We start from the raw sequence: 12,612 nt of genomic DNA on the forward strand, positions 1-12,612 counted from the left end.
TACAAAAATAAGCTTTTGCAAACTAAAATGATGCTTTAAAATATATTCTTAATCTAAGTTTAACAACTTTTTTTATTCTTTCAGAACCATGTCAATACACATGACAGCTCCTAAAATCAATTGTCTCAACGGACTTTCAGCTGCAACTGTATCTTCAATTTGAAGAACATAATTGTCGGCACTCGTAAAAAACTCTTTTCCTAATCCAGCCCATTTTTTACTTACCTGAGCCAATTGTTTGTTTTCATGAGAAAATTTGAAATCCCAGCCAGTCCATTTTCCTTGTAAAGTTGCAACAGGTCTTTCATTTTTATCCAAAATATCAAACTTTCCTCCAATAGAAAAGAATTTTTGTTTGAAAGTTCCAATCAAACGATCTTTTTCGTCTAAAACTTCAACTGTCGATCTAAAGATGGCAACACCTCTTCTCACAGTAATTAACTTTTCGCCAGCAGCAGTTGTAATTTCAATATTAAACGGAGTTGCTCTTTTGTAATCGGTAAAACGAAGTATTTTAGTGAAAAAACCAAGATTGTTTTCTCGGCAGTTCATAATGATTTGATTGGTTTCTGGATTGTAAATGTCGTAATTGTTTGCAGCTTTAAACATTCCAACATGTTCTTTTACTAAAAATAGATTTTGGCTTAAAATGGGATTCATACGAGTATAAAAAATTAATGTTTTAAAAAGCCCAAATGTAATAAAATTTTTATTAATTGTACTGCTTTGAAGTTTCAACTAAACGAATAAACTCCGCTTTATAACCTTCGCCATCGTTTGAATTTCCTTGCTTTGCTAATTTTACAATTGCCTCAGAAGATTTGTCGGCAATTAATTTTGAATCTCTCAATTTCAATCCGAACCAAGCTACGGCAGAACTAAATTTCATGTCATCGCTAGATTTGTTTATTGCAATAGATTTATTCTCAATTGTTTGAACCATTTCAATGCTTTTTTCGCCGTCAGGTTTTTTGTAACGGAATTTAATTGTTGCCAATTCGTTGGTGTAATTATTAGAATTGGTTTCTGTTTTAGTATATTTTAAATCATCTGGCTGTGCAATCAAATAATCGCTTTTTACACCAGTAGGGATAATTTCATACAAAGCCGTAACGGTATGATTGCTTCCTAATTCTCCCGCATCAATGGCATCATTCTTAAAATCTTCTGGACGCAATTTTCTATTTTCATAACCAATCAATCGATACGACTGAACTTGCTTCGGATTAAATTCGATCTGGATTTTTACATCTTTCGCGATAGCAAACATCGAACCTTTAAATTCTTTTCCTAAAAAACGATTGGCTTCCTGAATGTTGTCGATATAAGCATAATTTCCGTTTCCTTTATCGGCTAAGATTTCCATTTTGCTGTCTTTGTAATTTCCCATTCCGTAGCCTAAACAAGTCAAGAAAACGCCTGTTTTTCTTTTTTCTTCAATCAATTTTTCCATATCAGAATTAGAAGAACTTCCCACATTAAAATCGCCATCAGTCGCCAGAATTACACGATTGTTTCCGCCTTTAATAAAATTTTCTGTTGCAGTTTTATATGCTAATTCAATTCCTGCGCCTCCAGCTGTGCTTCCGCCAGATTGTAATTTATCTAATGCATCTATAATTGTTTTTTTCTCATCGCCAGAAGTTGGAGGTAAAACCATTCCAGCCGCGCCAGCATAAACTACAATTGCCACTTTGTCTTTTGATCTTAATTCATTTACTAAAATTTTTAATGATTGTTTCAATAAAGGCAGTTTGTTCATGTCGCTCATCGAACCCGAAACATCAATTAGAAAAACAAGATTAGAAGCAGGTAAATTTTCAGTTGGAATATTTTTTCCCTGTAAACCAATTTTTAAGATTTTATTATTTGAATTCCAAGGAGAATCGCTCACTTCTGTATTGATAGAAAATGGATGTTCATTTTTAGGCTGAGGATAAGTGTATTTGAAAAAATTAACCATTTCTTCTACACGAACCGCATCTTTTGGAACTTGCTGTCCGTTGTTTAAAAAACGTCTGATATTGGTATATGAAGCATTATCAACATCTATAGAAAAAGTAGAAAGCGGAGCCGTTTTTGGACTTTCGAAAGCATTTTCTACAAATGCATCATAATCTTCCTGAGTTGGTTGTGCTGGAATTGGAATAATATTTAATTTTTTGTCTAATTCCTTTTCTGAAAGATTTTTGTAAAGTTCATTTTTAGTCGAAATAACAACAACTCCATTTGAAGCTTTACTTCCATAGACTGAAGTCGCGTTTTTGTCTTTTAAAACAGAAACATTATCAATATCATTCGGATTAATTCTTGCTATTTGATTGGCTTTTGCCGGAACTCCATCAACAATATATATGGGTTCATTTTTTGGAGAAATTGATACAGATTCTCTAGGCATTTGAAAATTTTGACTTGGAGCAGCAACATACGCAATATTATTAGAAACCTGAATTCCGGCTGCTTTTCCTTGAAGTGCTTTTGAAGCCTCTCTTTTTTCTTTTCTTTTTTCGGCGCGTGCATAACTTCTGTCTTCATATTCCGAATTACTTCTTCCATAGCCTACTACTACAACTTCGTTTAAAGTTTGTTGAGAGGCACGCATTTTTATGTTAATGATATTAGAATCTTGTACATATTGTCTTTGCGAATCGTATCCGATAAAAGTAAAGACTAAAAGATCGCCTTTTTTAGCTTGAATGCTGTATTGTCCATCAAAATTAGTAGCAGCTGAAGTTTTTGCTGTCTGATTGAAAATATTTACACCTGGAAGCGGCTGTTTTGTTTCATCTGAAACGATTCCAGAAATAGTTCTTTCTTGCGCCATGCTTACGAAACATATAAGCATAGCAATAGCCGATGAAATAAGTTTTAGACTTTTCATGATAATAAGTTTTAAGATTAATGTTCGGATTTTGCTTTGTCAAAGCTGCAGACTTTGACAAAGCTTAGATTACTTTTTCGGAGCTGGTTTTCCGTTTTTTGTGGTAATAATTACAACTCCTTTTTTACCTTTTTCGCCATATTTTTCAGTCGCTTCAAGGTCTTGCAAAATAGTTATGGTTTTAATTTCCTGTTTATCCAAAGGCGCGTATGGACTCGTCGGTTTTTTTCCAAATAAATCATTTTCAGAATAATAAATGCCATCAATAATGTATAAAGGTTCATCTAAAATTACCAATGAATCTACATTTTCTGGACTAAAATTTGGCATTTCTTCTCGAAGCATTTTATCCTTTTTGGCATCGTCACTATGCGCCATTGCATTTCCGTTAAGAACTACCAAAGGAGTGCTTTTCTTTGCTTTTTGAGTGGGTGCTGCGGCATAAGCTACTTTTGCTGATTCTCTTTCTTTTGTTTCATAGTAGCGGCTTTCAAGAATAGAATCTTTTCTAGTAGCAATCTTATCTTCGGAAGCATAACTTTTAAGAGGGGCATTTGCAGAAACAATCGCGTCTGACATAGTTGCTGGTTCGGATATTGACTCAACAATTTCCATGTTTGGTGATATTTTTTCCTCAAAAGTTACTCTTTCTCTATTTTTAGTTTGATTTTCTAAAATTTTAACCGCTTCTTCATTGGAAACAATTCCAGAATCTGATGAAGGATTTGTATTTTTTTGATCTAAAACAGATTTTTGAGATTGCTCTTTTTCCTTTTCCTGAATTACTACTTTTGGAGATTCGGTTACGGCATCTTTTTCAGAGTGCAAAAATTGAAAACCTACAGAAATCAGTAAAAGAAGCGAAGCAGCAACGGCAATTTTCTTCCACAATGCGATTTTTTTCTTATCTTCTTTTTTGTCCAGTTTTTCTTCAACGCGCGACCAGACTTTTTCCATTCCGGGAAAGTCTTTAAACTCGGCATTTTGCGAAGCTTGTTTTATTTTATCGAATAATTTATCTTGATTGTCCATGACTATTTTGCTTTTTGATAATACAGTTTATTAACCAGTTCTTTCAGTTTGGTCTTAGCGGCATTCAATTGTGATTTTGAGGTACCTTCGGAGATCTTCAGCATTTCGGCTATTTCTTTATGTCCGTAACCTTCAATAACAAAAAGGTTAAAAACAGTTTTACAGCCGTCTGGAATGTGGTTTAATAAATTAAGTAAATCTTCTTCTTCTAACGTGTTTAGTTCGTCGACAGAAGGTTGCGAAAGCAACTTTACGTCGTCGAGATACATATTAAAATTGGTTGCTTTTCTAATCGTTGCCAAACAATGGTTTACAGTTATTCTTTTAGCCCAAGCTTCAAAAGCATAAGCTTCTTTTAACTGATCTAGTTTGGTGAAAATGGTAAAGAAAGCATCAGCCAAAGCTTCTTCAATTTCTTCTTCCTTTTTTAAATATCTTTTGCAAAGGCGGTACAACTTAGGTGCCATGTATTCGTACACCTCGCGCTGGGCGTCGCGGTGCATTTTTTTACAGTTTGCTATTTGAGTCTCGTTTATCACAATTGTTGTCTTTCTTATATAGAGAGATAAAAAGATAAAAAGGTTGGGATGGTTGTAATTTTTTTTTAAAGTTCAAAGTTACAAAGAAACAAAGTTACAAAGGTTTTGACTGGGAAGACGCACTGTATTTTGTCTAACGTTATGTAATTATCTGCAAACTTGTCATTCCGAGGGACGAGGAATCTTCGCAAGTAGCTCGACAAAGATTGACGAAGTTGGTTTTTCAGTTTTACAAAACAACACCATTTGTTTCAGCAATTTTTTTTAAGATTTCAAGATATTTAGTGTTGATTGCTGATTTTGATGTTTTAATAATTTCGGTGCCATCCGGAAGAATTGTTTTTGAAACATAGTCTTTTGGATTTAAAGCTCGATGATACTCAGATTGAAGTAATTCTTCAGCTTTTTTAAATTCATTAGTTTTAATGAAAATTTTAATCTTATAAATCGCTGTTGTAGTAATTTGAACAACTTCATTTTTTAAAATAAAATCCTTTAAATGATTAAGGTCAATGACTTTTTCAAAAATTGGAATTAAAGAATTAGTCAAATCATAATGTATTTCAATTTCTAAATCTTCTTTTTTTGTTTTTTGGGTTAGTTCGTACCAATAATCATTTCCATGAACAACAGATCCAATACGAAATCTGATTTGACAATCATAATCATGAATAAATTTTGGAATTTGACTTGAATTTTCTAAATAGATTTCAATATCAAAAAAGCCTATATTTATTGTAAATGACACATTGTCTTCTTGATTCTGTCTGCTTTTTTGAATGTTTATTACTTGTACTAAGTTGTTTATTTTCTTATTGAAATTATTTCCTTGTTTTTTAAATCCGCGTTTTTTGAAAAAAGGATTTATCAGATTTTTTAAAATTTCGTCAAATTCTAATTGAATATTTTTTTCCATTTTGAGAATTTTTTTGCTAAATTTATTTAATCGGCAATGTCAATTTATAAATCTTAGTTTCTAAAAGCTCAGTATCATTATCTTCACAAAGTAAAAATTCAATTTTATTGTTTTCTTTTTTGTAGAAAGTCAAACCTTCAAATTTATTGGTTGAGGTTATTTTTTGCGTAAAATCGATTTTCATGGTTTTAAGATCGATTCTGCCAATGAAACTTCCTAAGATTTCGCCATCGTCATAAGTCGATTTGGTGTCTTCTGCGGTAGAAAGAAAATAGATTTTATTGTCTACTAAAACGGCATCAGTGAAACTAGAACGAACGCCTTTTATTTTTGGCAATTTGTAATTAACAGAAATTAAAGCAAATTCTTCGTCTAGTTTTTTAGCATGAATGGTAAAAATGGTGTTTTTGTTAGAAACGCCATTTCCGCGATTAAACAAATACCAGTTTTCGCCATCGAAAATCGCGCCTTCCAGATTGAAATCTTCTGGTTTTATTTCTCCGAAACTTTGCATTAAAGCATATAAATCGACTAGATTGTTTTTCTTTGAAACGGCTTTGTTTTTAAGATCAAATTCTATCATTTTATTTCGGTTTTCGGTAGAACCCGAACCAAAAACATAAAGAGTGTCATTATGATGCGTCAACGATTCAAAATCTGGTTTTAAGTTTTTTGGAATATTTTGCGTCGGATTATCAATTAAAGCGTGTTGTTGCAATTGCTGATTTTGCATATTGTATTCGTATAAGAATCCGCTATTGTCGCCAATTACGTAAAGCGCATCGTTATTATAAAATAATCCTGATGCCGAACCGATTCCGATAATTTGAAATAATATTTCTAAGGTGAATTTTTCCATGAATTTTGTTTTGAAAGTCTATTATTAACGCGACTTTATCTTTTTAAATGTATTGTTTTTTTCTGCTTCTGAAGTTGTTTTTTCAAGAATATCAATTACTAATTTGCTTTTTAAGTTGATATTGTGCTGATAATTAATGTTTATTCCAGAATTATTTTTTTCTTCTAATTTATAAAAATCAAAATCCTTCTCTATTTTTTTATTATTTATTAAGATTTCGAAATTTTTATGACAGGAATGATCGACATCTGATATATATCTTATTATTTTTTTTCCATCAATGGTTGGAGGTCTATATTCAAATGGTTTAATCTCTTCTATGTCTATTAAAACTTTGTGCGAAAAGTAAAGATTCCAAAGATCATCTTTAAGAATCTCAATTTTAGAAAATTTCCAACAATAATTAATTTTAGTTAGAAAAGTTTTTCCATCTTCTTTGCAGAATACATAAACAGGTTCATTAGTTAAATAATCAATGCAAGTTTCTTTCGTACCGATTAAGGGTTCGTCATAAGTCATTATAGAACCTACGCAATAACTTTTATAAATACACATAGTATCTATTTTTTGGTTTTGAAGTTCTTTAATATAATCTGAAACTAACTCATCAATGCTAACTTTTTGATTTGTTTGTGCATTTCCAAGGCACATTATACTGATAAAAAATAAAAAGACAATTTTTTTCGTCATTATAAATTTTGAAATTTTAGAAAGTTCTTTTGAAAATAACTGCCTAGCCCTGATAGTCCCGAAGCTTCGGGAGAAATACATTGAAAAGAAATTGGATTTTTTCTTGACAGAACAAAGCGACTCCCGATGCATCGGGATAAACTCTTGTTATGGCTTTAGAAAAAAGCAATTTATTGAAAAGTATTGCAATGAATAGCAGGAATATGCTTCGTAAAATTACTATATTTATAATACAAAATTTGAAAATATGAAGTCAATAGATCCAAAAGATTTTAGAGTTGTAGATAAAATTAAATTAAAGAAGATTCCAACTCTTTTAAATATCGACGCTGACGATGATGAAAAGGAAGACAAGCTGGAGAAGGTAAAAGGGAAACTGAGCGATTTGCAGGATATCATGTATGCGCACAATAAATATTCGGTTTTGATTTGCCTGCAAGGAATGGATACTTCTGGAAAAGATAGTTTGGTTCGTGAAGTTTTTAAAGAATTTAATCCGCGTGGAGTAGTAGTACATAGTTTTAAAACGCCGAATTCAACCGAATTGGAACATGATTATTTGTGGCGTCATTATATTGCACTTCCGGAAAAAGGGAAATTTGCGATTTTTAATAGAACACATTATGAAAATGTTTTGGTAACGCGCGTGCATCCAGAATTTATTTTAGCAGAGAATTTACCAGGAATTAATTCCGTTGACGATATTAAGCCTAAATTTTGGGAAAAGAGAATTGATCAAATCAATAATTTCGAAAAACACATAGCCGAAAACGGAACTATAGTTATGAAGTTCTTTTTACATTTGAGTAAAGACGAGCAGAAAAGCCGTTTATTACGCCGTTTAGAAGAAGGAAAACACAATTGGAAGTTTTCGCCTGGAGATTTGAAAGAACGCGAACATTGGGATGAATATCAGCAATATTATGAAGAAGCGATTAATCAGACTTCTAAAGAACATGCGCCTTGGTATGTCATTCCAGCCGACGATAAAGATATGGCGCGTTATATTGTAGCGAAGATTATTTGGGAAGAAATGAAGCAATATACCGATATTCAGGTTCCGCCTTTAGACAAAGAAATTCTAGATAATTTTGATGTTTACAAAAAGACTTTGGAGAAAAGTTAAATTAGAAAATGTGTCAATTTGATAATTAGATAATTTTTATAAACGAATAAACCCGACAAATTTCTAAAATTTGTCGGGTTTATTTTTTTGTTTGTTATCAGAATTTTATAAAATAAAAAAACCGACAGACTATGCGATCTGTCGGTTTTTATCCAAAAACAAAATAATAAATTAAACCTATTTTTTATAGTTTAAAACCATAAGCAACACGCAATGCTACTTGGTTGGTTCTAAAATCGTGGTAATCTTCGTAACGTACACTCAAGTCGATATACTTGTTAGCATATCCAATTCCTGGAGCCCATAAAAAAGTAGTGTTGTTGTATCCGTTTGTTACGGCAAAACCAGCACCAACTTCTCCTAATACATAAAATTGATCTTTTAATACAAAGGCTTTAAAACCTGCTTTAGCCGGAATAAATCCTAAATCTTTAATGTCATTTCCTGCGGCATCTTTGTCGCCATTAAATAAATTAGTAAAACCTGTTGTCAAGGTTAATGATGTTTTTTTAGATAAATCATACTGTAAACGAACGTCTCCTCCAAGAGCCCAGTCGTAATCGCCATCGGTTGGTAAACCTCCATTTACGCCAAATCCTAATCTAAATCCCTGATCGTAATTTGTTGCTTCTGTTTCTTGAGCGAAAGTTGTGTTAGAGAATAAAAATGCAAAAGCAGCTAGGCAAATAATCTGTAATTTTTTCATGGCTTATATATTTGAGTTATTAATGTAAAAGTAAAACGGAGGTATTGGCATATTGTTATATAATTTTTAAAAATCTTTATATAATATTGAGTTCGTCTTATTTTTGTCTTAAAATTGGTATATAATTTTATTAATAGGATAGAATTCGAAGCTTCTAACTATCTTTGCCGACTAAAATTGATTACAAGTGAGTTTAAAGCAATACACCAAAGAGTTTTCGTATAATTTAAGACTGGCTTATCCTGTTATTCTAGGGATGGTGGGCCATACTTTAATTGGTATAGTCGATAACATTATGGTGGGAAAAATAGGAAGTACAGAACTGGCAGCAGTTTCGCTAGGAAATAGTATGATTTTTATCGCCATGTCACTTGGAATTGGTTTTTCAACAGCTATAACTCCAATTGTTGCAGAAGGAGATGCTGAGAAAAATGATACTAAAATTCGTTCTGCGTTTCATCATGGATTATTTCTGTGTACCATTTTAGGCCTGGTACTTTTTAGCGTGATTATGTGCGCAAAACCAATAATGGAATTATTGAAACAGCCAGAAGATGTTATTGTTTTGGCAAAACCGTATTTGGGTTGGGTTGCTTTTTCGCTTATTCCTCTGGTTATGTATCAAGGTTATAAGCAATTTGCAGACGGAATGTCATTAACCAAATATTCTATGTATGCAATGGTTATGGCAAATGTGCTGCACGTTGGAATAAACTATGTTTTAATTTACGGAATTTGGATTTTTCCAAAAATGGGAATTATCGGCGCTGCTTTAGGAACGGTAATTTCTAGAATATTTTTGGTAATGTTTATGCATATTATGCTTTCGCGAAGAGATGATTTGAAACGTTTTTTTAAGAATTTCAGTTTCAACGAAATCCAAAAATCAACTATTAAAAAGATTATAAGTATCGGATTTCCATCTGCAATGCAAATGCTGTTTGAAGTAGTTTTGTTTACAGCGTCGATTTGGCTTTGCGGTAATATCGGAAAAACAAGTCAAGCAGCAAATCAAATTGCGTTGAGTCTGGCATCGATGACTTTTATGTTTGCAATGGGATTAAGCGTAACTTCTATGATTCGAGTAAGCAATCAACGAGGTCTAATGGATTTTAAAAAACTGATTGTTGTAGCACGTTCTATTTTCTTGCTGGCGATTATTTTAGAAACAGTTTTTGCTATTTTCTTTATCGCTTTTCATGATTATCTTCCGTATATCTTTTTAAATATGGAAAATACAGGACAAATTCTAGATAATGAAGAAGTAATCAGTATTGCTTCAAAATTACTTTTAATTGCTGCCGTTTTTCAGATTTCAGACGGAATTCAAGTTGTTGTATTAGGCGCTTTACGCGGACTGCAGGATGTAAAAGTGCCAATGTATATTACTTTTGTAGCTTATTGGGTTATTGGTTTTCCTATTTCTTATTATTTAGGGGAACATACGGAATTGAAAGCGCAGGGAGTTTGGATTGGTCTATTGGCAGGTTTAACCGCGGCAGCTGTTTTTCTTTATATCCGCTTTCATTATTTAACTAAAAAATTAATTATTAATTCGGCTTCAAATAGCTAAATTTGAGGTCTTATAAACTAAAATAAACATGGAATTACCTAAATTTTTACTTGGAGATAATACTGATTTTCCAGACGATATTTTCATCATTCACCTTGATTACCCAAGATTTATCATTAATTTGAAAGATGATGAGGTTGAGTTTTTAGAAGAAGCAGAAGATCTTGACGAAGCTGAATTAAATGCTGAAATGGAAGGTTTAATCGAAAAAGCGAATGAATTTTATGATCGCGAAATAAACCGTTACGAAGAGTAATTGCGTTTTAATATTTGTGCTTTTTTTACGTTCTTAAAAATTTATTGATGAAGAATTTATCTTTTTTAAAACCTATTTTTAATTTTATAGCAATTGGCTTATTGATTACAACTTTAAGCCGAATCTTTTTGTTTTTTATTTTTAAAGAAAGGGTGGAGCAAACACCAGATTTCTGGTACATTTTTCCAATCGGCCTTCGAATGGATTTAATATTACTTTGTTATTTGTCGTTTCTTCCAGCGTTGCTTATTACTTTTTTACCAAATAAATGGATAAAATTCACCAATAAATTTTTAGTAATTTACAGTTTTATATTCCTGTTTTTAATTCTTTTTGTAGAATTAGCTTCTCCAGATTTCGTCAAACAGTACGATACTCGTCCAAATAAGATTTTTCTAGACTATCTTATTTATCCGCAAGAAGTTATAGGAATGCTTTTAAAAAGCTATTTGACTTCTATTATTGTTACATTCCTAATTTTAGGAGTTGTAGTTTACTTTGCCTTCAAAAAAGGAAAAAAACTTTTTTATACAGCTAGTTCAGATTATAAATTTAGATTGATGGTATTTCCATTACTAGCTTTTTTATTGTTTTTTGGAGCACGTTCTAGTTTAACTTCAAAACGTCCAATTAATGCCAGTAATGCTGTTTTTTCGACAGATCAATTAACTAATACACTTGGTTTAAATTCGTTTTATACGATTGCTTTTGCCGCTTATTCTATCAAAAACGAAGGAAACACAAAGATGTACGGTAAAATGGATGAGGCCGAAGCAATTGCTCGTGTAAAGAAATACATGATTGCAGGTCCAAATGACTTTACAGATGCTGAGATTCCGTTTCTGCATGTACAGCAGCCAGATTCTCTAAGACAAAAACCATATAATTTGGTCATTTTTTTGCAGGAAAGCTTAGGTGCTGAATATGTTGGTATTTTAGGAGGAAAACCATTAACTCCAGAATTTGATAAATTATCTAAAGAAGGAACTTTATTCACCAATTTATATTGCACAGGAACCAGAAGTGTTCGCGGGATAGAGGCAGTTGTAACTGGTTTTTTACCTTCACCGTCTGAAAGTGTAGTAAGATTAGGAAATTCTCAACAAGGATTTTTTACGCTTGCCGATGCTTTAAAACAAAAAGGTTACGATACTAGTTTTATCTATGGCGGAATGGCAAATTTTGATAACATGGCTTCATTTTTCAACGGAAACGGTTTTCAGGATATTGTCGATCAGACTGATTTTGAGTCAGATGGAAATAAGTATGCTTTCAAAGGAACTTGGGGATTTTCTGATGAAGATTTAGTAACGAAAGCCAATCAGTATTTTAAATCAAAAGGAGATAAACCATTTTTCTCTTTGATGTTCTCGACTTCCAATCATGAACCTTTTGAATATCCAGCGGGAAGAATAAAGCCTTATGATAAAAAACCTGCAACGGTAAATAACGCTATGAAATATGCCGATTTTTCTATTGGTAAATTCTTTGAATTGGCTAAAAAAGAAGCTTATTTTAAAAATACTATTTTCATCGTAATTGCAGACCATAATACAAGAACATACGGAAAGAATTTAGTGCCAATAAATAAATTTCACATTCCGGCATTTATTCTGGGACCTGGTGTTCCAAAAGGGGCAGTTTACGATAGATTAGCAAGTCAAATTGATATTCCGCCAACATTATTAAGTTATTTAGGACTTCCTTTTGAAACGCCAATGGTAGGAAGAAATTTGAATAAATTAGATCCTAAAGTGCAGGGAAGATCTATTATGCAGTTTAATGATATCAATGCTTTTAGAGTAGAAAACCAAGTGGTAATAATGCAACCGAATTTGAAACCATTGCAATTCGAAATTAAAAATGATACGACTTTAGTTCCCGTGAAATTAAACGAAGAGTTAGCAAAAGACGCTTTGGCACATGTAATTACGGCGGGAAATTTGTATAAAGAAAATAAATATAAACTGCGAAAGAAATAATTTCCCACCATATAAGTAATGTAAGTTCATTTAAACAGCATGAGCTAAAACT

The 12,612-nt window shown here is 32.1% G+C and carries 12 protein-coding genes; 4 read left to right on the top strand and 8 right to left on the bottom strand.

Going from position 1 to position 12,612, the window contains the following annotated elements; genetic code table 11:
* Nucleotides 1-72: 72 nt before the first annotated feature.
* The 7 genes from LL966_RS00235 to LL966_RS00265 all read right to left on the bottom strand — a co-directional run bounded on the left by LL966_RS00235 (nt 73) and on the right by LL966_RS00265 (nt 6,917).
* Entirely contained in the window at nt 73-660 is a 588-nt protein-coding gene (locus LL966_RS00235; protein WP_229349063.1) for a phospholipid scramblase-related protein, read from the bottom strand.
* 52 nt (nt 661-712) lie between these two features.
* A complete protein-coding gene (locus LL966_RS00240; protein ID WP_229349066.1) occupies nt 713-2,881 on the bottom strand; it encodes a vWA domain-containing protein in 2,169 nt (722 codons plus the stop codon).
* A gap of 69 nt (nt 2,882-2,950) precedes the next feature.
* The gene (locus tag LL966_RS00245) at nt 2,951-3,913 is read right to left on the bottom strand and encodes a hypothetical protein (protein ID WP_229349068.1); all 963 of its coding nucleotides are present in this window, start codon (nt 3,911-3,913) and stop codon (nt 2,951-2,953) included.
* A gap of 2 nt (nt 3,914-3,915) precedes the next feature.
* Nucleotides 3,916-4,416, bottom strand: a complete 501-nt coding sequence (locus LL966_RS00250; protein ID WP_229349070.1) for an RNA polymerase sigma factor — start codon at nt 4,414-4,416, stop codon at nt 3,916-3,918.
* 265 nt (nt 4,417-4,681) lie between these two features.
* Complete coding sequence (locus tag LL966_RS00255) at nt 4,682-5,368, bottom strand: DUF4304 domain-containing protein (RefSeq protein WP_229349072.1); 687 nt, start codon at nt 5,366-5,368, stop codon at nt 4,682-4,684.
* A gap of 22 nt (nt 5,369-5,390) precedes the next feature.
* Nucleotides 5,391-6,227, bottom strand: a complete 837-nt coding sequence (locus tag LL966_RS00260; RefSeq protein ID WP_229349074.1) for a DUF6929 family protein — start codon at nt 6,225-6,227, stop codon at nt 5,391-5,393.
* Nucleotides 6,228-6,251: 24 nt separating this feature from the next.
* A complete protein-coding gene (locus LL966_RS00265) occupies nt 6,252-6,917 on the bottom strand; it encodes a hypothetical protein (RefSeq protein WP_229349076.1) in 666 nt (221 codons plus the stop codon).
* A 247-nt stretch (nt 6,918-7,164) separates the two neighbouring features.
* Between LL966_RS00265 and LL966_RS00270 the strand changes: the two genes are divergently transcribed.
* Nucleotides 7,165-8,043, top strand: coding sequence for a PPK2 family polyphosphate kinase (locus LL966_RS00270; RefSeq protein WP_229349078.1), 879 nt, complete (start codon nt 7,165-7,167; stop codon nt 8,041-8,043).
* A gap of 184 nt (nt 8,044-8,227) precedes the next feature.
* Here LL966_RS00270 and LL966_RS00275 read toward each other — a convergent pair whose 3' ends face one another.
* Nucleotides 8,228-8,749 (bottom strand): hypothetical protein, encoded by a 522-nt coding sequence (locus tag LL966_RS00275; protein ID WP_229349080.1) that lies wholly within the window; start codon nt 8,747-8,749, stop codon nt 8,228-8,230.
* Between the two features lie 187 nt (nt 8,750-8,936).
* Between LL966_RS00275 and LL966_RS00280 the strand changes: the two genes are divergently transcribed.
* The 3 genes from LL966_RS00280 to LL966_RS00290 are packed head-to-tail and all read left to right on the top strand — an operon-like array spanning nt 8,937 to nt 12,560.
* A complete protein-coding gene (locus tag LL966_RS00280) occupies nt 8,937-10,322 on the top strand; it encodes an MATE family efflux transporter (RefSeq protein WP_229349082.1) in 1,386 nt (461 codons plus the stop codon).
* A gap of 28 nt (nt 10,323-10,350) precedes the next feature.
* Nucleotides 10,351-10,578 carry a hypothetical protein gene (locus LL966_RS00285; RefSeq protein WP_072973177.1) on the top strand — a complete coding sequence of 76 codons (228 nt, stop codon included), beginning with the start codon at nt 10,351-10,353 and terminating at the stop codon, nt 10,576-10,578.
* Nucleotides 10,579-10,625: 47 nt separating this feature from the next.
* Nucleotides 10,626-12,560: an LTA synthase family protein gene (locus LL966_RS00290; protein WP_229349084.1), complete on the top strand. Its 1,935-nt coding sequence runs from the start codon at nt 10,626-10,628 to the stop codon at nt 12,558-12,560.
* Nucleotides 12,561-12,612: the final 52 nt, after the last annotated feature.

The organism is Flavobacterium chungbukense, assembly GCF_020805785.1.
In the GTDB taxonomy this organism is placed as follows: Bacteria; Bacteroidota; Bacteroidia; order Flavobacteriales; family Flavobacteriaceae; genus Flavobacterium; species Flavobacterium chungbukense.